The following is a 23,466-nucleotide window of genomic DNA, read 5'->3' as shown; positions in this document are numbered from 1 at the left end:
CCCCTACTACCAAAAGTAATAGGGGCATTAGGGCTTTAAACGTCAAGCTTCGAGATGTGTTCCAGAATGGTTTTTCCAACAATCTCGCCGAGCCTAACAGGCACCGCGTTACCGATTAAACGTGCAACGGTTCTCATTTCCATTTTAACATCTTCAGGCCAAAACTCATATTTTTCAGGAAATGATTGTAGAAGTGCAGCCTCTCTTAAACTTAGTGCCCGGTTCTGCTCCGGATGGCCAAAACGTCCATTTCCGAAACCTATACATTGGGTTGTAATTGTTGGCCCAAGTTTATCCCAACTCATCCGTCCATATACCGCAGTATATGTAGAGCCACTTTCTTTAGTATGGCATTTCGCCCTAAGATTTTCAGGCCAATCATGCCATGTACCACCAGGTTTTGAAGCCATTATCCTTTTGAAATTTATTTCAGATAATGATGCAGAACGATGCAATTTATCTTCAACATGACCAGAACCAGCCTCAATCTCAGGCAAACCGCCTATAATATCTTTAACAGTTTTATAATTATCCTTCTCATGGGTTGGCGGAATTAATTTTATTTCACCAAACTTTGAGGCTAACAATACTAATCTTGATCGACTTTGAGCCATTCCATAGTCAGGACAGAAAACAACATCATACCAGACAAAATATCCATCTTTCTTAAGTGATTTTATAAAATCCTTAAAGACTTTATGATTTACCACTCTTGGAACATTCTCCATCGTTATAATATCTGGCTTTACCATCTTAATCTGTTTAGCAAAACTGTAAAGTAAAGACCATCTTTTATCTTTAGAACGTACAACACCTAGCTTAGCGCTATTTGTATAACTTGAAAAAGGTTGGCATGGAGCACAGCCAGCCAAGACCTTAACCTTCGCTCCATCGAAATATTTTTGTAGCTCACCATCTTCAATGTCCGTCACACTTTTCTGGACAAAGAGAGATTTGTTATTTTTTTCATAGGCGAATCGACAAGCCGCGTCTATATCATAGCCTGCAACTACATTCAATCCAGACTTCTGAAGGCCATGAGTGAGGCCGCCCGCTCCACAAAACAAATCAACAACCTTAATCAAGATAAACCTCCTTCTAATGCTGCGATGATTGTAACATTGTTCTATCGCGTCATCGATGCTTACTTGAATAAAAAAAACAGATATGAAAATCAATAAGTTAATTAAAATGTTGCGGATAGCAACTCATTTGATGTCAGCCATATCTAAACTTGACATAAAGGCAGCAACATTATGATTTTCAAATAGATTCCCTCTGGTAATCTCAGCTATTAAGTTGAGTGCAATTTCACGATCTCTTTCATGACAAGTACCTTCAGCTGTCAGACGCGCAATCATCTCGACCCGTTCAATCATGACTTGCTCGTTTAAATCTCTATCCACACAACCTCCAATACGGGATACTGTATAAATATACAGTATCATGTATCGATAAAAAGATGAAAGAAAAAAGTTACACACAAAGATAACGTATGTGCATGATATGGATATGAATTAGTTACAGTCTCAACTTAGTAACTGACGCTAACCCCGCGACTCGATTTAGGATTTGTCTGGCCTGCGCCCCGTGTGATGGTGCTGCTGGAAAAATTTCACCGGTTGCTGAACCACGGCACCACTTGCCATTTATGCAGCTTTTGCCACCGGACATCAGGTGCAGCGCCTCACCCCGGCTAATGGTTTCGCCGGTCACTATCTGAATCTCGTCTATTGTTCTGTCAATGGTTGCGCTTTGTTTATCCGTTCCGTGGATAAACTCCTGCCTGGTGACCCTTCTTTTGTCCCTAAGTCTGGCCGTTAGCTTCCGCCTTTCACTTCGACTCAACGGTTTGGATAAATCCAGCTCCGGTGGATCGCTTTCGCTTCCCGTACAGTTATTGACAGAACTCCGAGAGGGCGCAGGAGCGCCCTTAACGTCAACGGCCAAATCAACGGCACGCTTCGGCACAATTTTCCACTGCGTTAGCCGGGTTAAAATCGGGGTGTCAGCGCCGACGGCGGAATCGTACACGCCGCGAATGCAGATAGTTTCCTCACCATACTGGTTAAACTCGGCGCGAGGCTCATACAGCGTGCGCACCTGCAAATCGTCACGACGGACAAACGGGCCACCCTGCGCATTAACGTAACCAGCCCAGTCACCGACGTCAGCGGCATCATGAACGGCGGCAAACTCAACGCTTAAACCGTGCGCGGTCTCGGTATCAGCGAGACGACGCAACTCACGGTAGACCGTCACCGGCGCACCACCAATAAACTGAAACTGACGGATGTGCCAGCGCGCCGCCCATGCTGAAACGGCGGGGGCTGTCTCTTTCAGCAGCTCACCGCTTTCGTCATCGGTTTCACCATCGAGAGCATAACCGTCGATATTTTTCGAAATGTATTTAGCAACATAGCCGGTAGCGCTGCCCTTTTCTGGGTCAATGGCCTCGGCATGAAAGCGCGCTTTTTTGGCTTTATCACTTCTCAGTTCGTGGCGGTCTTCCTCCCATGCATAATCACGGATGATAAGGCGCACGCGCTCGACGTCCTCCGGCAACATGAACATAAGCATGTGCCAGTGCGGCGTTCCGTCGTGATGAGGTTCGGCAACACGGATGCCGAAAATGCGTATTTCTTCCCGATGCAGCTTGGCGCGTATGCGCGCCCAAAGGCCAGTTAGATAGCTCTGCGTGTCCGATGGGCTGGCACCATTCCATTTGCTGTTACGGTATCCCGCTTTAGTCGTGGCGTGATATTTAGACGGTGCAGTCAGGGTGTAAAACTCCCCGACATAACCGAGTTCATTGCAGATATTTTCAAACCCACGGATGCGGGTCATCAGTTCGCAGCGGCGTATCGCAGGATTAGCGACCGAACCGTCGTATTTTTCAATCAGGCTGATGCGGTTGCCGTCTTCGTCTTCGAGATCCAGTCCCTTGAGAAACTCACGCGTTCGGCGCTTCTGTTCGCGCCAGTCTGTTACGCAGTTTTTACTCGCGTAGGCGTGCTTTTTCTTGCTGACGTTGCCGACTGCAATTTGTAGGTGTTCGCGCCATGCCGACGCGACACGACGCAGACGATTACGCCACCATGACTCAGTGAACATACGGATTATTGCAGGGGCAATATCATCTTTGTTGAAGTATTTATTTGCTACGCGCTCCCAATGGGGAGGGGTGACATTGAATTGCAGAGAAATAAAACCAGCGTGCATGTACCAGGTGTATAGCGTTTTGAGCTCACCAAAACCTGAATCATCAATATTTGCCAGCTCAGAACGAATGAAATTAGCGATGTCACATGCCAGCAAGTCAACATCGGCGCGCGACAAATCAGGGAGGCGGTTATATCTGGCGACAAGATTAACCATGCGAGATGCCAGATATTGCATGAGTCGGGTGTCAAAATGTCCACCGAAAACGGCGGTTGATACATTAGTGTTGATACCCGCGCTCTCATATTTTTTTGCGACCAGCTCAAGACGCGGCAATGCCTTTTTGCAGAAACTGATTAAAAAAGCATTGGCTCGTTGACTGCTCTGATTTTGCTCCAGCACCGCCGCAGTGCGATAAACGTCAAAACGTACGCACTCTGGCTGGAGAGAAAGTACCTTTTTTGCATGCAGCAAAGCCGCGAACATACGGTCGCGGCGATACTGTTGGTCATAGGTAAGATATGGGCTGGCTATTGCCGACCGTGGAGCATTCCACGGATAAGCGAATTGAACCGCCAAGTCATACCCCCCGAAAATGTTTAGATTTCAATTCGGTGACCTCCTGACAGGTCACGCAAAAGGCCACACCCGGAATCGCAATGCGGCGAGCTTCCGGGATTGGTTCGTCACATTCTTCGCAGAGAAAACGGGAAGGTGAGGCGATACGGCTACGCGCGTTGCTGATGTGGCGTTCGCGGTCTTCCTGCTCGCGCAGTTGTGCTAAATCCATTGCGTCGGCCATTAGTGCAGCTCCTGTGATTCATTCTCAAAGCGAGTGGCTTCACGGCGCAGCAGTTCGGCGGCTTCGGTACAGCTCATCCCCTCTTTGATGATATGTATCGCCAGTGCCTCAAGACGGATTGAAACAGCGAGCGCGCGGTCTTTACGCTCTTCTTTTTTGGCATCAGTCAGCAATATGGCCAGCGCATCGCTATCTGTATTAAAACTACGGGTTACGGTATTACGCATAATTTATTCTCCTGATTTCGGACAATAAGAAGCCCGGCGGATTTACGCCATTAAATTTCTGTTTGGATTAATTCGGCATTGTTAGCCGTTTTGGAAATAAGCTCACCACTGCGCGAAAATGATTCATCGCTGTAATAAGCGCTTTTTTCTCGTCAGTAGTCAGCTCACTTAATTGGAGCTCATGACGAGCCGCAGGGATTTTTGCCAGAAAGAAAATAGCGGCCAGCGCCCGATTATTTTCTTCAAATTGTGGGTCACGTTTATCACGCATATCATCGACAAAACGTTCAACCTCTTTCCAGCTATCGCCCCAATATCTTGCGCGCAATTCAGCCACATGATTGAGACCGGCCAGACGTTCACCCGCTTTTAGCGGAACAGTCGCGGAAACAGCTTCGATAGCCATGATTCCCCCTGCTTTTGAGTAGAGAGACCAGCCAGTAAATCAGCCTGTGAGTTGCTCGGGTGCCAGCGCTTGCCGTCCTTACCTGCGATCCAGCCGTGGCCGTAGTGCATGCCGGGACTTTGCTTTTTAAGCAGAGACGCGAATGACGGTTCATTATTCAACATAAGCACCTCACATCAGACCGAATGAGGCACCGAGGCCGCTCATGGTGTCTACAACGCTTGTCATTGCCGGGTTAGCCTGAATCCGCGCATGCAGCGCCAGAGCCGACAATGACAACATGCGAATGCCAGCATTTACGCTTTCAATCATGTTGTGCTTACGTGCAGAGGTCAGGCGCTCATTAGAGACCGCACCGCTTGCCAGCTCGCCGAGTTCACTCATTGCTCGCATGACATAAGACTGCAATTTGTCTTTAGCCAGCTCATTTACCGGCACGCACGGTAGACAGTGAATCTGCGCAAGAAAGCCATCTACGAGGGTTGAGTCTTCTGTCAGGTCAGTCAGCAGCCACAATTCAGGCGGCGTGAACTGGTGAGGCTGTTCCGGGTTGAGCTTGTTGCGTAACGTCTGAACATTCATACCCGCACGCTCGGCCAGCTTCGCCATGTTGTGACGTTGCGCAAAAGCCCGGCATGCTTCGTCATAGTGGGGATGTTTGGAAACCTGAAAATCAAACATGTTGCATCCTTACAATTCACATAAAGTGAATTAAGCGCCGATGACGAGTTGAAAACGGGAATGACCCAATGCCTTACGCAACTGCTCTTCTTTCCAGCGTGCGTAATAAATGCGAATCGGGCCACCTGCTTTCTTGCAGCCTTTACGGATGGTGCGTGGTTCGATTGGTACACAAGGGTTATCGCCGGTTGTCCAGCGGTAGGCGGTGCGTTCAGAAACACCCTCAAGCTCTGCGAATTGTTGCAAAGTAACGATTGGTGCGGGAACTTTGATGATTGCGATTTCAGAAGCCATGTTGCATGATTCCCCTTTTACTAAAGATTGCAATTAATAGCCATCTGTTTGCCAACGTTCGCCATTAATTGCCTAGGTTTAGGCTTAACATAACTCCCAAAGTGGAGTTTGTAAATAGGTTAAAGCTACATGAGAATAGAAGGTCTTGGTTTAAACAATGAAGAAGTGCTGGACAGGATTTGCGAGGCTTACGGATTTTCTCAGAAAATTCAATTAGCTAGACACTTCGAAATTGCATCAAGCTCTCTTGCTAACAGGTACAGTCGCGATTCCATTTCTTATGACTTTATTGTGCATTGCGCCCTAGAAACTGGCGCAAATCTCGCTTGGCTACTCACCGGCAAAGGGTCACCTACAACCGGCAATATGAATACCGATACCCAAAATGTGGAGAAATTCACATTAAGTGAAGAGTCTCTGGTTAGTGATGGCGATTTGAGTATTGCTGGCAAGTTCTTTAGCAAGCCGCTTACGAATCCAATTGCCGTCTACGCTGATGGAAAACTCCATTTCATCGAGCGAGACGCATCCCTATCAGATGGAGAATGGCTCGTCGATATTGAAGGTGCTATTAGCATTCGAGAATTAACAAAATTGCCAGGCAGAAGACTACATGTAGCAGGGGGCAAGGTTCCCTTCGAATGTGGATTTGATGACATTAAAGCATTAGGTCGCGTGATGGGTGTATACAGCGAGGTTAACTAATGACCGTGCGTAAAAATCCAACTGGCGGTTGGATTTGTGAGCTCTACCCAAACGGTGCAAAAGGCAAACGCATCAGAAAGAAATTCGCTACTAAAGGCGAGGCTCTGGCGTTTGAACAGTACACCGTTCAAAACCCGTGGCAGGAAGAAAAGGAAGACAGGCGCACGTTAAAAGAGCTGGTTGACTCATGGTATAGCGCTCATGGCATTACACTGAAAGATGGCTTGAAACGTCAGTTAGCCATGCACCATGCTTTTGAGTGTATGGGCGAGCCACTCGCACGCGATTTCGATGCACAGATGTTTTCCCGCTACCGAGAAAAACGGTTGAAAGGTGAGCATGCCCGTTCAAACAGAGTGAAAGAGGTATCGCCTCGCACGCTTAATCTTGAGCTGGCCTACTTCCGGGCAGTGTTCAATGAGCTAAACCGCCTCGGAGAATGGAAAGGTGAAAACCCACTGAAAAATATGCGCCCATTCCGCTTTGAAGAAATGGAAATGGCCTGACTAACTCACGACCAAATTTCGCAACTACTTGGAGAGTGTAAACGGCACGACCACCCTGATTTAGAAACAGTGGTAAGAATTTGTCTCGCCACTGGCGCACGGTGGTCAGAGGCCGAGAGTCTGAGAAAAAGCCAACTCGCGAAATACAAAATCACATACACCAACACGAAAGGCAGAAAAAACCGCACCGTCCCAATCAGCAAAGAACTCTATGAATCTCTGCCTGATGATAAAAAAGGCCGGTTGTTTAGTGATTGTTATGGCGCATTCCGCTCAGCTCTGGAAAGAACAGGCATCGAACTACCGGCAGGGCAGCTTACCCACGTTTTGCGCCACACCTTCGCCAGTCACTTTATGATGAATGGTGGTAATATTTTAGTTTTACAACGCGTTTTGGGGCATACCGATATCAAAATGACAATGCGGTATGCACATTTTGCTCCAGACCACTTAGAAGACGCTGTTAAGCTTAATCCATTAAATACATTTAGTTAGGCTTATTTATTATTCATTTCTCGTAGATCTTGCTCCCAATGGGTATCGTTGGACTCAACAATACCCTCTCTTTCCAAAAGCATCATTCTCTTCAAAAGATACTTTTTGCTAACACCTCTTGTATAATACCTAACAGTTTCGGCAAAATCCCAATTGTTATCTGAAAATAGCCTTGGTTGGAACGAGTGGCAATATATAATCCCAATATCCTTACCCTCGCAATCAAAATTAGCTAACATATTAGTAATTTTTTTATCACGAAGCACCTCGACATGAGGGCCATGTAATGTTTCATATCCAATATGGATAACTGTTTTACCATCACTTGGGGCTTGCTTTACAGCTTTCACAAGTAACCCCTTAACATCTTTAGCTTTTTTGGAAATCGATTCATCTGCTATACATTCCCATTTAGCACAGAAAGGTCTCCTTATCTCATCGGCAAAAACATTAATTGTACTATATTCATCTTCGCTATAAGTGCAAAGTTTAGCCTGTAATGCCATCGTATAACTACCATGGGGTTCATAGTTATCATCTAAAAGATAGTTAAGTTGTGGCGAAGGATACTTTACTATCCATTTGGCAAAGTGTTCATTTACTCGGTCCATATCAATTAAATTTGCAACTACTGATATTTCATCATTTTCACAAGATACAACACCGCATTGCATCAAATCTCTTGAGGCGTATAATTGCCTAACAATATTCAAAAAAATATCAGGATTGGTGCTATTGACCTCACATTTGAACTTTACATTAAAAAAAACAGGATATGGGTAAGAAATTATGTAAGGTAGAGCTTTCTGCCATCTTTTAACCCATTCCATACGTTCATTTTCTGAATATTGAGTTACCTTTGCAAGCCTTTTACATTCTACATATAGTTTATCATTTCCTTTCTTCACCAGAAGGTCTGGTGTTTTACCTGCACCTGACTCAGGTATAAACTCTACTTCCCAACCATTTTTTATATAACAGGCAGCAACTACTAATTCAAATAAGACAGAGTCTGGTTGATTCTCAGGTTTAATAAGTAAATCTTTAAGTTTATTTTCAATACCTTTTGTACGCTTTAACTCTTCGCTAAATTCTCCGATGGTGGCAAAGAACGGCAAAATTCTAGAGGATTGTGCAGGTTCATCAACTGTTGGGCGATCGGCAAGTGATTCTGCAAGGTACAAATACCAAGCGATCCAATCATCATAAAAGGCCATACGCGAATCTTTTTCATGTAAAGAAACATCTGTTTGACTGCTATATAACCTTTCAGTGAGGGTACGAAAATACCGCAGAACATTATCTCTTCGCTCAAACCATTTTTCTTCCCCCATAACCTCAACAAACCATCGATATGTTTTCTTTACATCTTTCACGAGTGGATCGTCATATCTCGCATTAAAATGCTTCCAAAATTCAGCGTACTCATCTTCAGTAACATTTTTATCATGGCTATTTTCGTTCACTTTATGTCCTCGGGTGGAAAAAAAGATATGTCCAATTTACTATTTTTTAACCCATATGTATGTAACTGCATTCACAAACATAGCGCATTTTAGTGGCGATAAAGTGGCGGTAGAAATGGCTGATAATGGGTAATCATTGGCAAATGATGGCAATCTATGTCAATGATAAATAACGCAAACCATTGATTTTCGGTTGTTCAGGTAGGAACTCATAATCGCTTGGTCGTTGGTTCAAACCCAACAGGGGCCACCAGATATCAAGGGCTTACGTGAAAACGTAGGCCCTTTTCCTTTTCCAGACGCCCCTGAAAAGAGCAAAGATCGGTTAGCCACCGGCCAAACCCGGACCTTCGCTTATGCCGGCAGGCGCCGAAGACGCCCGCCGGGTCTGCCGCAATGTATCAGCCCACCTCTCAGGAGGTCGGTAACGCCATCATGTGGTACTTATTGCCATTGAAGTGAAAGAAACCGACGTCCTCAAACTGGTTGCGGGTATGAAATGCATACGAGCGCGGGTTCAGCACATTGACAAAGGTAACGATGACGGGATAACGCGGTGCAAACACCTTGCGTTGATACTCAAGCAGCATCTCGCCTACGCCCTGGCCACGATACTCTTCTGCGACACAGATGGGGCCATACTGGTATGAGCTAACCGCATCCAGATTCTTTCCCTGGTAGTGATATTCATTGAGAATACTTGCCATGTATTTAAACATGGGCCAGGGGCTGAGAAATTCCCACGATCCACCAAGCAACAGGCCAATGACCTTGTCGTATGTACTATCAACCGCAATCACCACACCACTTTCGGCTGAACGCAGTTCATTTAACTGCTGCTCCGTCATATCGGTGGTGACAAATCCATTCGCCCGTTGCTCTCCCGCAAGATTTTTTGCGTGATAGCGCTCCAGCAGTTGTTTCACCTCTGGAATGTCAGAGTCTTGCGCCAGCCGCACGACGATATTTTCATTGCCCATTGCCATTTCATACTCCTGTAAAATATTTTACTGAAAGCGTCACCATCATCGCACCCACGGTGACAAAGAGAACTTTACGGATAATTTCACCATTGGTTTTAATGGCATGCAGACTGCCAATGTGATTACCAGCCAGGCTGGCAATAATCATCGGAATGCCGATTAAATAGGCCATCTTACCGGCAATCGCAAAGGCAACAAACGCCCCTATATTGGATGCAAAATTAAAGATTTTGCTGGTCGCGGATGCCTGCAGCAGTCCAAACTTATTAATAACCGTTAAGGCAATGATGAAAAGGCTACCGGTCCCAGGGCCAAAAAAACCATCATAAAAACCCACGATAAAACACACTACAAAGATTGCCAGAAAGTTAGTCCTGGCAGAGTCGTCTGCGGACTCTTTAATTTTTCCCTTAATCGTTGCTGCGAGTAAACCAACGGGTAATAGCACCACAATGACGATCGATAAGGTCTCCACAGGCAAAAGTAATATCACCTTCGCGCCCACATAGGCTCCCGCCAGGGCAGAAATTAATCCCGCAGGGATAACGCGCCAGATAACAGACTTATTTTTAACAAAGTTCTTAATGGCAGCGATGGTGCCTATAGTACTGACCAGTTTTTCCTGTCCCAGCGCAAGCTGAGGTGGTAGCCCTGTCAGGATAAAGGCTGGAATTAACACGAGTCCAGCACCGCCCGCAATCGCATCAATATAGCCCGCGATAAATGATGCAATAACCAGCAGGATCACCCCGAGAACAAGGTAATGAGCAATAACGCTTCCCTCAATGAACATTGAGTGATTAACTAAATCTGACATTTTTTGTTCCGTTATAGTGTGCGCAGGTGGTGGAGACAAAGTGAAGAATCGACAAGCTGCGTATCAGTTGGTCTGTGTTTCATAGCAAAAACCCGCAATAACCACCTGTCCGTGCCATCAAAACGAGGTTCAAAAGCATTTCTGGTATGCATTGTTCTTTGGTTTAAAAAAGTCACTGCATAGCCTGGCTCCAGCGGAACATTGAACCACAGGTCATGTTCCAGGGTGATAAATCGCATTTTTTCCAGCGCGGCTTCGGCTTCGAGAGTCATACCTTGTGTATTGTGCCAGTCAAATCGTGAATACCAGACACCGTTGTCGCTCACAATAATCGGCACCTTCTCAATACTGGATCCCTCTGTAAAGCTGGCTGGCCGTTTAATCCTGAAGGCGGGGCTGGCAAGAATAGCGATATCCTTATCAGAAAGCCTCTTCAGAATCTGATCCAGTTTTAACAGACTGGTGTGAACACCTTCCTCTTTCCTGAGACACAACAAACTCAGAGTGTCAGGACAGCCGCCAAGTCTGTTAGACGGCGTCTCGCCGGTAATGTACAGATCGGGATTATCGACATGCGGGTAAAAGTCATACTTAGCCCCCTGAGAACTTATTTTCTCTTCTGCCTGAAGCATCGGGCAGACATGCCTTATAAGATGTCCGTTATTTTCGCCCTGATAGACGACGGGCCATAGGCCGGCCTGAAAATGTGCAGAAAGATAAGCGCCATGTAACGCTGCATTTTTTGACTCGACATAATCAGCATAAGAGGGAACAACGGGGGTTTGAGTGATTTCTTGTGCATCAAAGTGTGGCAATTTCCATATTACATAACAGTCCTCTTCAAGCCTTTTCCTGAATTCGTCTGTTGGTATGGGAAGCGCGTCTTTGATACGGTCGGCGATTGATAGAATAATTCCATTCTTCATAAACATACCCTGTCCTGAAGCTACCAGTATAATAAGATTTATTTCACTATTTCTCTGAATTGTTCATTCAGATATTTCCATTTCATTCTAAATAGTGCGGTTAATTTATAACGCAGATTTATTAATCCCTTCAAGGTAGCGGATAAAATCCAGACGATCTTTCTATCTTTAGCGCTGACTACAAACCTTTAAATTTTAATCACATAATTTTTACAAAATATTATCCTGCGAGCCATTAGCTGAATCAGTTCAGCTAAACGCTGTCAATGATTCATTAATAACAAATAGAAATAAGATATATCAATATTAGCAACACTACTGGATCCGACGTTTCTCAAGTCAGGTCAGCGATGTGGGCAACTGCGCATTCCTATCCCTGCAGCCCTCAGGATCGTTCATGTCGAACGGCCCGACTTTACGGTAGCGTTCGATTGGTCGACCATCAGGGCGTGGCGCGATATCGGTATCCCCATAGACCGGTTGTGTTGTCAGGGATAAAAAACAGCGATTGCATAACTACCGTCTCCCTTGCGATGAGCATGGCCGCGATTGCATACATGGCTAACGCAAGCGAGAAACGGCACTATGCAAATTTTTTAGTTAAGCTCATCCTTTTTCCCGGCGACATCTGGTCAACCCTGGCATGCATGACAAATGTTGGTGAATTGCTTATCCGCAATGAGTGTGGCATAACACCAGTCCAGAATAGAAAGATGTCGTTTTTTATATTGTTGGCGCCACATCGAGGATTTATTGATGCAATTAACGGTTCTGGTTGATAATAATACATTCATTGACAGGTACCTTATCGGTGAACCTGGTGTGTCTTATCTGATTGAGTATGATAGTCAAAAAATCCTTTTCGATACGGGATATTCAGATATTTTCCTGCAAAATGCGCAAACGTTGAAAATAGATTTGACCAGTATCGATAGTATCGTGTTATCCCATGGCCATAACGATCATACCTGGGGCCTCAATCATTTAACCCAATATTATGATCGACTCAACTTCACTCCCGAGAAAAAGATAAACTTAATCTGCCATCCAGATGCATTAAGCCCAAAGTATTTTGATGAAAAATCTATAGGGATAAACTACAGATTCGATAAAAATGATCTCTTCTTCAACAAAGTTTGCAGCCAAAAACCTTATCCACTCACTGAAAACATCATCTTCCTTGGTCAAATACCAAGGGACAATAAATTCGAGATGCTGACACCGGTAGGCCAAACGGTGGATGAGACAGGCGAAATCACTGATGATTACGTTATGGATGATTCTGCGCTGGCAATAAAGACAGAAGATGGACTGGTGGTAGTCACAGGCTGTTCTCACGCGGGAATAGCTAACATTATTGAATATGCGAAACAGGTTACCGGAGAACATCACGTTGTTTCGGTCATTGGCGGGTTCCATTTGCAAAATGCTGATGAAGATCGCCTCACACAGACAGGGGATTACCTTAAAGCATTGTCCCCGGGCTCTGTCTATCCATGCCATTGTACCGATCTTGCGGCGAAGGTTAGCCTGGCGCGTTTTATCAAAATTAACGAGGTCGGCGTTGGATTAACGCTGAATTTTTCTGCCGCCGGGAAATAAATGTGAAAGCGCGCAGATGACAGCGCCTCTGGATGCCATCTGCGCCGGCGCCAACCCGACGCCAGCGAGCAAGGCCTGCGACGCCCTGTCGCAAAAAGCGGACCGCTGCCGATCCCCGGCGCAGGAATGGGCTGCTAACTGCACATTTAGTCACTTTTTCTGCCGCTTTATCGCGGTCGCTTAATTGAGCGACCGCACCTGCTGGTAGGAATTGAGCCGTTCACGCAGCGAAGTCAGCCAGGCATCTGGCTCCTGACGGCAGATTTCGGTGAGGATCGGCGTCAGCACCAGCTCGGCTTCATGGAAGTCGGTCCACTCCGGCGGCTGCAGGGAAAAAGGATCGTTCATCAGCCAGATCACCATCGGCGTCCAGGTGCGCGGATCCAGCTGCAGATAATCCTGACAGCGCATCATATCGCGCGTCCGCGCCTCAGCGGGCGAGGCGTCCTTACCCACCGCGGCGCTACTCATTGCCACGAGTATTATTCCTGCCATTAGACGTTTCCAAACCCATTTTTGCCAAAGGGCGAGCTTCACTTTTGCCATTGTTATTATTTTACCTGCCAGTTGTCACCGGACGATATTCCCGGCAACTCACCTTAAAAAGAGCAGATTAATCGTTTGCATTTTTTTTAATACCAGACAGCGCTGAAGTAAGCGAACGCCTGTTCCTACAGCTGTCATCCAGATATGCAAATATATTCAGCGAGGGTTCGCCCAGAATATCTTCCCCGGGCGAAAACGATTTGTGTTACAATTGCGCCTTATTACGGCATCGATAAAAATAACCCCCGCCGCACCTGCACCAGACATCGCCCTTCTTTTTCATATCAGGATTTACGCCCCCATGAATGCGATAATCATTGACGATCATCCATTGGCACGTATCGCCATTCGCAACCTACTCGATACCAACGGTATTACCGTCGCGGCAGAGCTCGACAGCGGCGCTCATGCGGTGCAGGCCGCCGAAACGATGCAGCCTGACCTGCTGATCGTTGACGTCGATATTCCGGAGCTCAGCGGCATCGACGTTCTTGAGCAGCTGCGCAAACGCCGCTACCAGGGAAAAATTATCGTCATTTCCGCCAAAAATGAACGGTTCTACGGCAAACGCAGCGCCGACTGCGGGGCCAATGGTTTTGTGAGTAAAAAAGAGGGAATGAATAATATCCTCGCCGCGATCGAGGCGGCCAATAATGGCTACAGCTATTTCCCCTTTTCACTGGAGCGCTTCTGCACCCACGGCATCACCGATCAGGACCGGCTGGATACGCTGTCAACGCAGGAGATGAAAGTCTTCCGCTATATCCTCAGCGGCGTCGACTACACCACCATCGGCAGCAAAATGAATATCAGCAATAAGACGGTCAGCACCTATAAGGTCCGTCTGATGGATAAATTAGGCTGCAGCTCCCTGCTTGAGCTTTATGACTTTGCGCAACGCAATAAAATAGGGTGATGCCATGGTTGTTCGTCTTATTTTATCCCTGATTGTCGGACTGGCGCTAAGCCACTCCCCCGCCGCGTTTGCCATGAAGCAACTGGAGCTGAAAAGCCATGCCCACATTGCGGCAATCGACATTCCGCTTAACGATACGGAAAAGGTCTGGCTGGCCGCCCGGCCGACGCTGACCGTCGGCACCTGGCTGCCTGAGATGACGCCTATCGTCTACGACAGCGACGAGGAGAGCTATCAGGGAATTAACGCCGACTATCTGGCGCTAATGGCGCACAGCCTCGGGTTGAAGGTGGTTATCCGCCAATATGACACCGAGCAGCAGGCGCTGGCCGCCCTGGCCGACCGCCAGGTGGATACCCTGCTCACTCAGGTGGCGCACCGGGATGCGCTCGCCCCGGGACTGACGCACACCGCACCGCTGATCAAAACCTGGCCGACGCTGGTCACCTCGCTAAAATCCCCCCTGCCGCCGCTGACCACCGACCGCCGCGTCACGCTGGCCTGCACCCGCGATTGCGCCTTTTTCGATATCATTCAGCAGGCGTTTCCCAACGCCAAAATCACCCTTTACGATAGCGACTATCAGGCTCTCGCCTCGGTGGTCAGCGGCGAGAATCAGTATTTCATCGGCAATAACATCACCACCGGCCACTGCATCTCGAAATATTTCTCGCAATCGCTGGTCATCGCGCACTATTTTCGTCAGCAGGAGCAGCACAACCGCTTTGTCACCCGCGAGGATCGACCGGCGCTGCACCAGCTCCTTGACCGTTTTATCCACGCTATCGACAGCGATACCGCGATGCGGATCATGCAAAACTGGCTCAACCGCGGCGATCTGTCATTTCTCAATACGCCGCTGTCCTTTAGCGCCGAAGAGCAGCGCTGGCTACAGAAGCATCGTCGCGTCCGCCTGCTGGTCAACCCCTATTTTCCGCCTTTTACTCTGGTGGATGACGAGGACGAGCTACGCGGCATTATGGCCGATATGCTGAATATTTTCTCGCTACAGACCGGGCTGCAGTTTGACCCCATCCTGGTGCGCAACCGTCAGGATCTGGCAAAGCGGATGGAAAAAGAGGACTGGGCGATCATGCCCGCCGCGACCCTGACCCCACAGCCGCAGGCCTACGTCACCCTCAGCGACCCGCTGATTAACGTGGCTTTTGTGCTGGTCGCCCGCGGCAGCGCCCCCGACCCACATCTGCTGGCCCGCCCGGCGCGGATCGCCCTGCCAGTGGGGCCAATCGCCGCCCACGACCTGAAAGCGCGCTTTCCACAGGTTGACTGGGTGGAGACGGATAACGTTGGCGTCGCGATGAAGATGGTGGAGGAAGGCGAGGTGGATGCCGCGGTAGCGTCGGAGCTTTCCGCCCGCTATATGATCGACCACTATTATCCACAGGGTCTGCACTACGCCCGCATCGACGGACTCCCGGTCGCCGCCATTCGGCTGGCGATCCCGCGCGATGAGCCGGTGCTGGCCGCCATCCTCAGCAAAGCGCTGCAGGCCATTCCGCCGCGGGATATTCTGCAGATGACCGAGAAGTGGTCGAAAATTTCCAGCCAGCAAATAGAGAACTGGAGCCAGTACAGCCGCCAGTTTTACCAGCTGATCGCCTTCGCGCTGGTGCTGATCGCCATCAGCCTCGGGTGGGGACTCTCCCTGTGCCGGGAAGTGCGCAAACGTAAAGACTCTCAGCAGCGGCTGGAGGAGGAGCTGGCGCAGAAGGAGGCCCTCTCCTGCGCGCTGGAGCGGGAAAAAGACAAAGCGATTCAGGCGACAAAAGCCAAGAGTCGCTTTCTGGCCAGCATGAGCCACGAGCTGCGCACGCCGGTGAGCGCCATCGTCGGCTTTCTGGAACTGCTGGCGAAACCGGAGCTGAACGTCGGTCAGCGTAAAGAGGCGATCGAGCTGGCGGGGTCGACGGCGCAAACCCTGCTGGGGCTGATCGGTAATATTCTCGATATCGACAAGATTGAGTCGGGGAAATACCAGATCACCCCGCAGTGGAGCGATGTCGCACAGGTCGTGTCGCAGCAGTGTCACACCTTCGGCGCGCTGGCGCAGCAAAAGGGGATCGCGCTCCACGACCATAACGCGCTACAGGAGGGGACCATGCTGTGGATCGACCCGCAGGCGCTGCGGCAAATCCTCAATAATCTCATCGGCAATGCGCTGAAGTTTACCACCGAGGGCGCGATTCAGGTCGACTGCCAGCTGACGCAAGCGGATGAGACGCAGGGGGAGCTGACCCTCATCATTAGCGACAGCGGCTGCGGGATCGGCGAAGAAGAGCAGACCACTCTCTTTCACCGTTATGCCCAGGCGCGCCAGGGGCGCAAACAGACCGGTTCCGGCCTGGGTCTGGTCATTTGCCAGGAGCTGGTCGCACTCATGCAGGGCCGACTGGAGATGGTTAGCCATCCTGGCGTGGGGACCACCTTCACCATCATCCTGCCAGTCAAGGTGAGTCGCTGCGCCGTTCGCGCGCCGAAGGCGTTGCCGGCCAGGCAGCAGGCCTTGCCCGGGCTGTCGATATTGATAGCCGACGACCATCCCACCAACCGGCTGCTGCTCAAGCGCCAGCTCAGCACTATCGGCTATAGCGTCGATGAAGCCTGCGACGGTGAAGAGGCGGAGAATAAGCTCGCTGGCAAACATTACGATCTGCTGATCACGGACCTCAATATGCCGAAGAAAGATGGCCTGGCGCTGGCGGCGTCGCTACGTCGGCGCTACCCGGACCTGATGATTTGGGGGGTGACCGCCAGCGCGCTGCCGCAGTCGCGGGAGGCCTGTCTGGCCAGCGGCATGAATATGTGTCTGTTTAAGCCGGTGTCGGTCCAGACGCTGAGCCACGAGCTGAGCCGTTTAGCGGTGGGCCACGCATCGCCAAACGTCGCCCGACACCTGCGGCTCAGCGTGCTGACCGAAAATACCGGGGGAGACCAGGCGCTGATGACTGAGATGCTGGAGACGTTCCGCGATGCGTCGGCCGCGGATTTACAGGCTGCCGGACAGGCAATCGCCCGGCATGAGCCGCAGATCTTTCTGCGAGCGCTGCACCGTCTGCACGGTTCAGCGCAAATTCTGGGGATTACTGCGCTGCAAGCGCTGTGCGCCCCTTTTGAGGCGAAGCGGCCTGACTCGCTAACGCCGGCAAGCTGTCTGGAGGTGGTACAGCGCATCACCGGCGTCATGCGCGAGATCGATGGCGAAATCGACGCCCTGATCGGCCGCTAGCCGTTCCGGTCGGGCAGTCCGCCTGCCCGACCGTTAAGGGGACATCCTTGTCAGTTTCTTCCTCTGCGCTCTCTCAGGGTGGAACAGGTATCAGTTGCCTGCCACCAGCATCTCGCTGTCCACCACGATGCCCTCTTCTGCGCCTTTCAGCACCAGATTCGCTTCGTAATATTTTCCAGCTTTCAGCAGGTCTTGCGCCTGCGCCACCGCCTTACGGGTCTGGTTGAGCGGCATCAGATACTGGTTCTCAATTACGCCAATACCGGCCAGACGGAGGGTATCGATAGCCCCTTTCTGATCGCCTTTCGCCAGTTTTTCGTTGGCGGATTTAATGGCACTCTCTTTTTCCGGCGTGGCTACATAGTCTTCAGACAGAGCGATAGAGGCGTTAATGACCACATAGCGATCGGCGATCATTTTGGCTTTAGCATCGGTTTTCACAAACTTCGCCCAGCTGGCGTCATCGGCGGCCAGCAGCGCGGCGGCGTCGTCAGTCAGTTTTTTAGCGCTATCCGGCTGGCCATGGAACAGCGCCAGACGGGCGAACTGGACATCGCGCATCGCGTTCGCGCCCTGCACTGCCACCTGCAGCACATCGGCGGCTTCTTTCTGCACCTGCGCTGTGGCTGCCGCGGCTGGCGCTGCCGTCGCGCTATCTGCTGCCCACACCGGAGAGGTACCCATCATGGTTGCCAGCAGGCTCGCCAGAATGACTTTTTTCATCGTTAACTCCTGATTAAAATCGGTAAGCATCACCAAACGCAGCCAGCTTAAAAAATATCATGGGCATTGAGAATCAGAGCCCGGAAGGAATATTGCGGGCCTTGTCTGACAGCTGTCAGACAAGGCGTATAAAGTCACCTCAGCGCTCTTATTTACGCCTGCCGATAGCGCGGCCTACTATTTTCCTCAGACCTTTCTTTTGGCCCGCTGAATAAAGCATGACGCATTTTATTCAGCGTCAGGCCGGCAACCGGGATCTGCGGAGCAATTATGTTTATGTTTAGCCATTACACCTTAAATGCGTTTAACCCACGCGTCTTCATTCGATATAAACGGCATGCCGGCTTGATGGCCGCGCTGCTGTTTATCGGCGGGGCCTGTTGCCTGGCCTGGCCGTTGGTCGCCGGCTGGTATCTCGCCACGGTGACCGGCATGTTGTTGATGATCTGCGGCTTCTACTCACTGTACAGCCTGATCGTCTTCCGCCAGCAGCACTGGAAATCACGCCTGGTGGCGCTGATCTTCGCCATCGCCTGGATCGTGCTCGGCCTGAGCTTTGTCGTTAATCCTCTTAACGGCATGAGCAGCCTGGCTCTCTTATTCGGCTTTTTATTTGTTCTCGGCGGTATTTCCCGCATCGTCAACGGATGTCAAACCCGAAAACAAAGCGGCGCCGGCTGGAATATTTTTATCGGCCTGTTGGATTTACTTATCGCCTGCCTGTGGCTGGCCATGAATCCGCAGCAAAGCTGGATATTTATTACCGCCTTTATCGGCGTTGAAATGATATTTAGCGCCATCGGCTTGCTGGTCCTGCGCAATAAAATGAAGCACGCCCAGGCTTAAGCCCTATTTTGTCACTGGAGAAGAAAATGAATTTGCCTAAAGCACTCGTACTGACCGTAGCGGCCACCACATTCTGTCTGATGACCAGCCCGGCGTTCGCGATTCTGGAAACCACACCGCAGAATATGACCTGTCAGGAGTTTATGGATCTGAACCCAAAAAGCATGACCCCGGTGGCCTTCTGGGTGGTGAACCGCAACACCGACTTCAGCGGCGGCGACTACGTCGACTGGCATGAAGTCGAGACCGTCTCGGTGCCGAAAATGTTGCAGCAGTGCCACAAGAACCCCGCCGCCAAACTCGGCGAGCTCAATGCGGTCATCAAGAAATAACCCTGATCCCCGGCGACTCGCCGGGGAAAGTTAACCTCGTTGCCCGCCGTGATACGGCGGGCCCCGTTTCACTCATCGCTACCGCATTCGCACGGCAGATGGTGGCCGATAAGCTTGCGGTATAAAAACGCTCCCATAATCGCCCCCACCACCGGCGCCAGCAGCGGCACCCAAAAGTAGGGTATCGACTGCCCGCCAGTAAAGGCCATCGCGCCCCAGCCGGCCAGACTGGTAAACAGTTTAGGGCCAAAATCACGCGCCGGATTCAGCGCAAAGCCGGTTAGCGGCCCCATCGACGCGCCGATCACGGCGATCAGCAAGCCAATCAGCAACGGCGCCAGCGGCCCGCGCGGGATGCCATTGCCGTCGTCGGTCAGAGCCATGATCATCGCCATCAGGATCGCCGTGATGGTGGTCTCTACGGCAAACGCCTGCCAAAAGGTGATATGCGGATGCGGGTAGGTGGAAAAGACCCCGGCCAGGTTAAGGCTGGCGACGGTACCGCGAACGATATGCTGGCTCTGTTCAAGATCGAGAAACAGCTGACGATAGAGCCCGTACACCAGGGCGGCGGCGCAGAATGCCCCGGCCGTCTGGGCGACAATAAACGGCAGTACTTTACGGCGTTCAAAACAGGCGAACAGCCACAGGGCAATAGTGACGGCCGGATTAAGGTGCGCGCCGGAGACGCCGGCCGTCAGATAGATGGCCATGGCGACGCCGAGGCCCCAGATAATACTGATTTCCCACTGGCCAAAGCTGGCTCCGGCGACCCGCAGCGCAGCGACACAGCCCGCGCCGAAGAAAATGAGCAGTCCGGTGCCAAGAAACTCGGCCACGCACTGCCCGGTTAAGCTAGAAGTCTGGTTCATCATTGGCATCCTGAAATAGCACGTTATAGAGAGAGGCTGGCGCGAGCGCCGGCTTAATCGGCATGACCGGCCAGCACCAGCCCGGTGGCGACCGCATTGCGCGGCCCTTCTGTTCCCCGAATGTTGCCCTGCCCGGCGACCACGCCGTAGTGCGACAGGGCGTCGGTGATCAGCTGCGGGATCTCAAAATCCAGCGATGAGCCGCCCACCAGCACCACAAAGGCGATATCGCGAATGGAACCGCCGGGGGAGACCTGGCGCAGCGCGCGCAGGCAGTTGGTAACAAACACTTTCTCCTTCGCCTGGCGGCGCACAAGACGAATTTTTTCCAGCGGGCTGGCGTTATCGATCGGCACCAGTTCGCCCTCCTTGATGTACACCACTTTGGCGAACACCGCCGGGCTGAGGGCTTCCCGGAAGAACTCCACTGCGCCATTCTCGTGGCGGATACTGAACAGGCTTTCCACTTTGGCCAGCGGGTATTTTTTTATCGCTTCCGCCTGCGAAAGATCCTCGAGACCCAGCTCGGTTTTAATCAGCAGGCTGACCATATTTCCCGCCCCGGCGAGATGCACCGCGGCGATCTGCCCCTCCGCGCTGACGATCGCCGCATCCGTCGAACCAGCGCCGAGGTCGAGGATCGCCAGCGGCGCCGCACAGCCCGGCGTGGTTAACGCCCCGGCGATGGCCATGTTGGCTTCCACGCCGCCCACGACCACCTCAGTCTGGAGTCGGGCGCTCAGCTCACGGGCGATAACCTGCATCTGCAGACGATCCGATTTCACCATCGCCGCTATCCCGACGGCATTCTCCATAGCGCACTCCCCAGCCATCCCGCCCTGCACCTTGCGCGGAACAAATGTATCCACCGCCAGCAGATCCTGGATGTGGATCGCGCTCATCTCATGGCCGGTCAGGGACGCCATCACCTTGCGCACCCGCTCGAGCATGCCGCCGGCGTGGGTGCCCGGTTCGCCGCGGATGTCGCGTACCGGAGCGCAGGCGCTTATCGCCTGCATGATCGCCTCCGCGCCCTCGGCGACATCGGCTTCTCCACGGCGCTTTTCGCCGCTGATGTAGATCTTGCCCGCCGGGATCACCCGCGACTGCACGTCGCCCTGGGGGGTCTTGAGCACCACCGCTGAGCGGTTGCCAATCAGCGCGCGGGCGATGGGGACGATGGCCTGGGTCTCCTCCGGGCTCAGCCCAAAGAAGGTGGCGATGCCGTAGGGATTCGACAGGATCCGCACCACCTGACCCGGCGCGGCCACCTCCACCGCCGCCATCACCCCCTCGGGCACGTGCTCCAGGAGCGTCACTTCATCCACCACCGGCAGGGTTTTGCGCAGGCGGTTGTTCACCAGCACGCCGTCGTCCTTTTTGAGGATCGCCGCCACCACGTTGATCCCGCGGTCGATCGCCTCATTGAGCCACCACACGGCGTCAAGGAAATCGACGGCGTCGTCAATCAGCGCGATCCACCCCTCGGCATACTGCGCCGCCGGCAGCGTCGCCAGCCGGCCGAGGGCGATGGTTGTCCCCACGCCGACGCCCACCCCGCCCGGGGTCTGCGGGTTATGACCGATCATGGTTGACTCGGTGATAATGGTCTCGGTGATGGTCTCCATCGCCACATCGCCAATGACCGGCGCGGCTTCGTTAAGATAGATGCGAGACACATCGCGCATTGACCATGGCGTTTTCGCCAGAGCCTGCTCCAGCGCGGCGAGGGTCCCGGCGATATTGTCCCGCGTCCCTTTCATGCCCGTCGTCGCGACGATCCCGCTGGCAACAAACGTCCTCGCCTGCGGGTCGTCGGACGCCAGCGCCACCTCGGTGGTGGCGTTGCCGATATCAATCCCGGCTATTAACGGCATGCTGACCTCCGCTTAGCTTCCTTTACGCAGCTTATGCCGCTGCTGATACACTTCCGCCGCCTCCCGGACAAAGGCGGCATTCACCGTCGCATGCCAGGTGTGCTCAAGCTCGTCGGCGATCGCCAGCAGCTCCGCCTGCGAGGAGCGGAACGGGCGCAGCGCGTTATAGATAGCCAGAATGCGCTCGTCAGGGATGGCGATAAGCTCCGCCGCGCGGCGAAAATTGCGCGCCACCGCATGGCGCTGCATCTGCTCGGCAATCTGCGCCTGGTACTCAAGGGTTTGCCGGGAGATCCGCACATCCTGCGGGCCCACCTCGCCAGAGAGCACTTTCTCGAGGGTGATGTCGGTCAATGGTTTGCCGGTGGGCGTCAGGATATGCTCCGGGCAGCGGGTGGCTAACGGATAATCCTGCACGCGCATGGTTTTCTCGCTCATGGTCACTCCCTTACTAAGTCGACGTGCAGGGTGACGGGCTCGGCGTCCTGCACCACATGTTTGGTCTCTTTGATATGAAACAGGGCGGCTTTGGCCATAAATTTCGGCCGCACCATCTGGTCGTTCACCACCGGCACCGGCGAAGGTGACTCGTTGCGCGCATAGCGCGCGGCGTTTTTGCCAATCTGCCGGTAGGTCTCCAGCGTCAGCAGCGGCGCCTGGGAGAACAGCTCCAGGTTGCTGAGCGGCAGCAGATCGCGCTGATGGATGACCGTGGTGCCCTTCGACTGGATACCGATGCCGATCCCCGAGCCGCTCAGGTTCGCCGCATCCCAGGCCATAAAGGAGACGTCGGACGTGCGCAAAATGCGCACCACTCGGGCGTGAAGTCCCTCTTCCTCCACCCCGGCAATCAGCTCTTTAAGGATCGCGCCATGGGGCATATCGATCAGGGTGTGATGCTGGTGTTTATCGAAGGCGGGGCCGACGCCGATCACCACTTCATCGGCGCGTTCATCGGCAGAAGCCGCCCCGCCCTCGCGGGTTTTCAGGGTAAAAGAGGGCTGAATTTGGGTTGTCTGTTGCACAGGAATACCG

The 23,466-nt window shown here is 51.7% G+C and carries 24 protein-coding genes and 2 pseudogenes; 7 read left to right on the top strand and 19 right to left on the bottom strand.

Annotated elements, in window-relative coordinates:
- Window positions 1-35: 35 nt before the first annotated feature.
- The 9 genes and pseudogenes from ACLH1U_RS06590 to ACLH1U_RS06550 all read right to left on the bottom strand — a co-directional run bounded on the left by ACLH1U_RS06590 (window position 36) and on the right by ACLH1U_RS06550 (window position 5,572).
- On the bottom strand, window positions 36-1,085 hold the full coding sequence (locus tag ACLH1U_RS06590; RefSeq protein ID WP_094284753.1) for a DNA cytosine methyltransferase: 1,050 nt from the start codon (window positions 1,083-1,085) through the stop codon (window positions 36-38).
- Between the two features lie 147 nt (window positions 1,086-1,232).
- Window positions 1,233-1,406, bottom strand: a pseudogene (locus tag ACLH1U_RS06585) (DinI family protein); the annotation flags it as partial.
- 115 nt (window positions 1,407-1,521) lie between these two features.
- Window positions 1,522-3,648: a replication endonuclease gene (locus ACLH1U_RS06580; RefSeq protein WP_411299193.1), complete on the bottom strand. Its 2,127-nt coding sequence runs from the start codon at window positions 3,646-3,648 to the stop codon at window positions 1,522-1,524.
- Window positions 3,649-3,742: 94 nt separating this feature from the next.
- Window positions 3,743-3,964 carry a TraR/DksA family transcriptional regulator gene (locus ACLH1U_RS06575; RefSeq protein ID WP_015959027.1) on the bottom strand — a complete coding sequence of 74 codons (222 nt, stop codon included), beginning with the start codon at window positions 3,962-3,964 and terminating at the stop codon, window positions 3,743-3,745.
- Window positions 3,964-4,191, bottom strand: a complete 228-nt coding sequence (locus tag ACLH1U_RS06570; RefSeq protein ID WP_032433641.1) for a DUF2732 domain-containing protein — start codon at window positions 4,189-4,191, stop codon at window positions 3,964-3,966. Before ACLH1U_RS06570 ends, ACLH1U_RS06575 begins: the two co-directional genes overlap by 1 nt.
- Before the next feature lie 67 nt (window positions 4,192-4,258).
- Window positions 4,259-4,597 (bottom strand): DUF5347 domain-containing protein, encoded by a 339-nt coding sequence (locus ACLH1U_RS06565; protein ID WP_015959029.1) that lies wholly within the window; start codon window positions 4,595-4,597, stop codon window positions 4,259-4,261.
- Window positions 4,561-4,761 carry a phage filamentation protein Fil family protein gene (locus ACLH1U_RS06560; protein ID WP_032433679.1) on the bottom strand — a complete coding sequence of 67 codons (201 nt, stop codon included), beginning with the start codon at window positions 4,759-4,761 and terminating at the stop codon, window positions 4,561-4,563. The genes ACLH1U_RS06565 and ACLH1U_RS06560 overlap by 37 nt, the downstream gene beginning before the upstream one ends.
- A 7-nt stretch (window positions 4,762-4,768) precedes the next feature.
- Entirely contained in the window at window positions 4,769-5,278 is a 510-nt protein-coding gene (locus ACLH1U_RS06555) for a phage regulatory CII family protein (RefSeq protein ID WP_047669828.1), read from the bottom strand.
- A gap of 30 nt (window positions 5,279-5,308) precedes the next feature.
- Window positions 5,309-5,572 carry a hypothetical protein gene (locus tag ACLH1U_RS06550; RefSeq protein WP_001630878.1) on the bottom strand — a complete coding sequence of 88 codons (264 nt, stop codon included), beginning with the start codon at window positions 5,570-5,572 and terminating at the stop codon, window positions 5,309-5,311.
- Between the two features lie 129 nt (window positions 5,573-5,701).
- On the opposite strand from ACLH1U_RS06550, the gene ACLH1U_RS06545 reads away from it, so the two are divergent.
- Together ACLH1U_RS06545 and ACLH1U_RS06540 are read left to right on the top strand one after the other, a co-directional pair.
- Entirely contained in the window at window positions 5,702-6,277 is a 576-nt protein-coding gene (locus ACLH1U_RS06545; protein ID WP_015959031.1) for a phage repressor protein CI, read from the top strand.
- Window positions 6,277-7,278, top strand: a pseudogene (locus ACLH1U_RS06540) (tyrosine-type recombinase/integrase). The gene ACLH1U_RS06545 and the pseudogene ACLH1U_RS06540 overlap by 1 nt, the downstream one beginning before the upstream one ends.
- Window positions 7,279-7,280: 2 nt before the next feature.
- Here ACLH1U_RS06540 and ACLH1U_RS06535 read toward each other — a convergent pair.
- From ACLH1U_RS06535 to ACLH1U_RS06520, 4 genes are all read right to left on the bottom strand, one after another.
- The gene (locus tag ACLH1U_RS06535; RefSeq protein WP_301696143.1) at window positions 7,281-8,744 is read right to left on the bottom strand and encodes a hypothetical protein; all 1,464 of its coding nucleotides are present in this window, start codon (window positions 8,742-8,744) and stop codon (window positions 7,281-7,283) included.
- A 413-nt stretch (window positions 8,745-9,157) separates the two neighbouring features.
- Entirely contained in the window at window positions 9,158-9,730 is a 573-nt protein-coding gene (locus tag ACLH1U_RS06530; RefSeq protein ID WP_062914456.1) for a GNAT family N-acetyltransferase, read from the bottom strand.
- A gap of 1 nt (window position 9,731) precedes the next feature.
- Window positions 9,732-10,544 (bottom strand): sulfite exporter TauE/SafE family protein, encoded by an 813-nt coding sequence (locus ACLH1U_RS06525; RefSeq protein WP_223825684.1) that lies wholly within the window; start codon window positions 10,542-10,544, stop codon window positions 9,732-9,734.
- Window positions 10,545-10,555: 11 nt separating this feature from the next.
- A complete protein-coding gene (locus ACLH1U_RS06520) occupies window positions 10,556-11,476 on the bottom strand; it encodes a TauD/TfdA family dioxygenase (protein ID WP_050533727.1) in 921 nt (306 codons plus the stop codon).
- Between the two features lie 750 nt (window positions 11,477-12,226).
- Between ACLH1U_RS06520 and ACLH1U_RS06515 the strand changes: the two genes are divergently transcribed.
- Window positions 12,227-13,072, top strand: coding sequence for an MBL fold metallo-hydrolase (locus tag ACLH1U_RS06515; protein WP_085551360.1), 846 nt, complete (start codon window positions 12,227-12,229; stop codon window positions 13,070-13,072).
- Window positions 13,073-13,252: 180 nt separating this feature from the next.
- Here ACLH1U_RS06515 and ACLH1U_RS06510 read toward each other — a convergent pair whose 3' ends face one another.
- On the bottom strand, window positions 13,253-13,618 hold the full coding sequence (locus tag ACLH1U_RS06510) for an HdeA/HdeB family chaperone (protein ID WP_072096603.1): 366 nt from the start codon (window positions 13,616-13,618) through the stop codon (window positions 13,253-13,255).
- A 301-nt stretch (window positions 13,619-13,919) separates the two neighbouring features.
- Between ACLH1U_RS06510 and evgA the strand changes: the two genes are divergently transcribed.
- Window positions 13,920-14,534, top strand: a complete 615-nt coding sequence (evgA, locus tag ACLH1U_RS06505) for an acid-sensing system DNA-binding response regulator EvgA (RefSeq protein WP_023291050.1) — start codon at window positions 13,920-13,922, stop codon at window positions 14,532-14,534.
- 4 nt (window positions 14,535-14,538) lie between these two features.
- Window positions 14,539-17,781: an ATP-binding protein gene (locus ACLH1U_RS06500; RefSeq protein WP_032454126.1), complete on the top strand. Its 3,243-nt coding sequence runs from the start codon at window positions 14,539-14,541 to the stop codon at window positions 17,779-17,781.
- A 90-nt stretch (window positions 17,782-17,871) separates the two neighbouring features.
- Here the strand turns inward: ACLH1U_RS06500 and ACLH1U_RS06495 are convergent, their stop codons facing one another.
- Window positions 17,872-18,534: a YfdX family protein gene (locus ACLH1U_RS06495; protein ID WP_072096602.1), complete on the bottom strand. Its 663-nt coding sequence runs from the start codon at window positions 18,532-18,534 to the stop codon at window positions 17,872-17,874.
- A gap of 240 nt (window positions 18,535-18,774) precedes the next feature.
- Between ACLH1U_RS06495 and ACLH1U_RS06490 the strand changes: the two genes are divergently transcribed.
- A complete protein-coding gene (locus ACLH1U_RS06490; protein ID WP_411299139.1) occupies window positions 18,775-19,350 on the top strand; it encodes an HdeD family acid-resistance protein in 576 nt (191 codons plus the stop codon).
- Window positions 19,351-19,376: 26 nt separating this feature from the next.
- Window positions 19,377-19,682 carry an acid-activated periplasmic chaperone HdeB gene (gene hdeB, locus ACLH1U_RS06485; protein WP_032454129.1) on the top strand — a complete coding sequence of 102 codons (306 nt, stop codon included), beginning with the start codon at window positions 19,377-19,379 and terminating at the stop codon, window positions 19,680-19,682.
- Window positions 19,683-19,750: 68 nt separating this feature from the next.
- On the opposite strand, the gene ACLH1U_RS06480 is transcribed toward hdeB, so the two are convergent.
- From ACLH1U_RS06480 to ACLH1U_RS06465, 4 genes are read right to left on the bottom strand one after another with little or no spacing between them, the layout of a single operon-like run.
- On the bottom strand, window positions 19,751-20,554 hold the full coding sequence (locus tag ACLH1U_RS06480; protein ID WP_101862524.1) for an MIP/aquaporin family protein: 804 nt from the start codon (window positions 20,552-20,554) through the stop codon (window positions 19,751-19,753).
- A gap of 53 nt (window positions 20,555-20,607) precedes the next feature.
- Window positions 20,608-22,431, bottom strand: coding sequence for a diol dehydratase reactivase subunit alpha (locus ACLH1U_RS06475; protein ID WP_023291056.1), 1,824 nt, complete (start codon window positions 22,429-22,431; stop codon window positions 20,608-20,610).
- A gap of 12 nt (window positions 22,432-22,443) precedes the next feature.
- Complete coding sequence (locus tag ACLH1U_RS06470) at window positions 22,444-22,869, bottom strand: glycerol dehydratase small subunit DhaB3 (protein ID WP_023291057.1); 426 nt, start codon at window positions 22,867-22,869, stop codon at window positions 22,444-22,446.
- A 2-nt stretch (window positions 22,870-22,871) separates the two neighbouring features.
- The gene (locus ACLH1U_RS06465; RefSeq protein WP_023291058.1) at window positions 22,872-23,456 is read right to left on the bottom strand and encodes a propanediol/glycerol family dehydratase medium subunit; all 585 of its coding nucleotides are present in this window, start codon (window positions 23,454-23,456) and stop codon (window positions 22,872-22,874) included.
- Window positions 23,457-23,466 lie beyond the last annotated feature (10 nt).

The organism is Klebsiella sp. 1SOBk5mer (assembly GCF_046603115.1).
Classification (GTDB): Bacteria; Pseudomonadota; Gammaproteobacteria; order Enterobacterales; family Enterobacteriaceae; genus Klebsiella; species Klebsiella quasipneumoniae.
The sequence above is the reverse complement of the archived record's forward strand: the minus strand, read 5'-3'. Positions and strand labels throughout refer to the sequence as shown.

Coding starts and splice junctions, on each gene's coding strand:
- ACLH1U_RS06580 (WP_411299193.1), bottom strand. CDS start 3,648: ATGTTCGCGGCTTTGCTGCATGCAAAAAAGGTACTTTCTCTCCAGCCA.
- ACLH1U_RS06575 (WP_015959027.1), bottom strand. CDS start 3,964: ATGGCCGACGCAATGGATTTAGCACAACTGCGCGAGCAGGAAGACCGC.
- ACLH1U_RS06570 (WP_032433641.1), bottom strand. CDS start 4,191: ATGCGTAATACCGTAACCCGTAGTTTTAATACAGATAGCGATGCGCTG.
- ACLH1U_RS06565 (WP_015959029.1), bottom strand. CDS start 4,597: ATGGCTATCGAAGCTGTTTCCGCGACTGTTCCGCTAAAAGCGGGTGAA.
- ACLH1U_RS06560 (WP_032433679.1), bottom strand. CDS start 4,761: ATGTTGAATAATGAACCGTCATTCGCGTCTCTGCTTAAAAAGCAAAGT.
- ACLH1U_RS06555 (WP_047669828.1), bottom strand. CDS start 5,278: ATGTTTGATTTTCAGGTTTCCAAACATCCCCACTATGACGAAGCATGC.
- ACLH1U_RS06550 (WP_001630878.1), bottom strand. CDS start 5,572: ATGGCTTCTGAAATCGCAATCATCAAAGTTCCCGCACCAATCGTTACT.
- ACLH1U_RS06545 (WP_015959031.1), top strand. CDS start 5,702: ATGAGAATAGAAGGTCTTGGTTTAAACAATGAAGAAGTGCTGGACAGG.
- ACLH1U_RS06530 (WP_062914456.1), bottom strand. CDS start 9,730: ATGGCAATGGGCAATGAAAATATCGTCGTGCGGCTGGCGCAAGACTCT.
- ACLH1U_RS06525 (WP_223825684.1), bottom strand. CDS start 10,544: ATGTCAGATTTAGTTAATCACTCAATGTTCATTGAGGGAAGCGTTATT.
- ACLH1U_RS06520 (WP_050533727.1), bottom strand. CDS start 11,476: ATGTTTATGAAGAATGGAATTATTCTATCAATCGCCGACCGTATCAAA.
- ACLH1U_RS06515 (WP_085551360.1), top strand. CDS start 12,227: ATGCAATTAACGGTTCTGGTTGATAATAATACATTCATTGACAGGTAC.
- ACLH1U_RS06510 (WP_072096603.1), bottom strand. CDS start 13,618: ATGGCAAAAGTGAAGCTCGCCCTTTGGCAAAAATGGGTTTGGAAACGT.
- evgA (WP_023291050.1), top strand. CDS start 13,920: ATGAATGCGATAATCATTGACGATCATCCATTGGCACGTATCGCCATT.
- ACLH1U_RS06500 (WP_032454126.1), top strand. CDS start 14,539: ATGGTTGTTCGTCTTATTTTATCCCTGATTGTCGGACTGGCGCTAAGC.
- ACLH1U_RS06495 (WP_072096602.1), bottom strand. CDS start 18,534: ATGCTTACCGATTTTAATCAGGAGTTAACGATGAAAAAAGTCATTCTG.
- ACLH1U_RS06490 (WP_411299139.1), top strand. CDS start 18,775: ATGTTTATGTTTAGCCATTACACCTTAAATGCGTTTAACCCACGCGTC.
- hdeB (WP_032454129.1), top strand. CDS start 19,377: ATGAATTTGCCTAAAGCACTCGTACTGACCGTAGCGGCCACCACATTC.
- ACLH1U_RS06480 (WP_101862524.1), bottom strand. CDS start 20,554: ATGAACCAGACTTCTAGCTTAACCGGGCAGTGCGTGGCCGAGTTTCTT.
- ACLH1U_RS06475 (WP_023291056.1), bottom strand. CDS start 22,431: ATGCCGTTAATAGCCGGGATTGATATCGGCAACGCCACCACCGAGGTG.
- ACLH1U_RS06470 (WP_023291057.1), bottom strand. CDS start 22,869: ATGAGCGAGAAAACCATGCGCGTGCAGGATTATCCGTTAGCCACCCGC.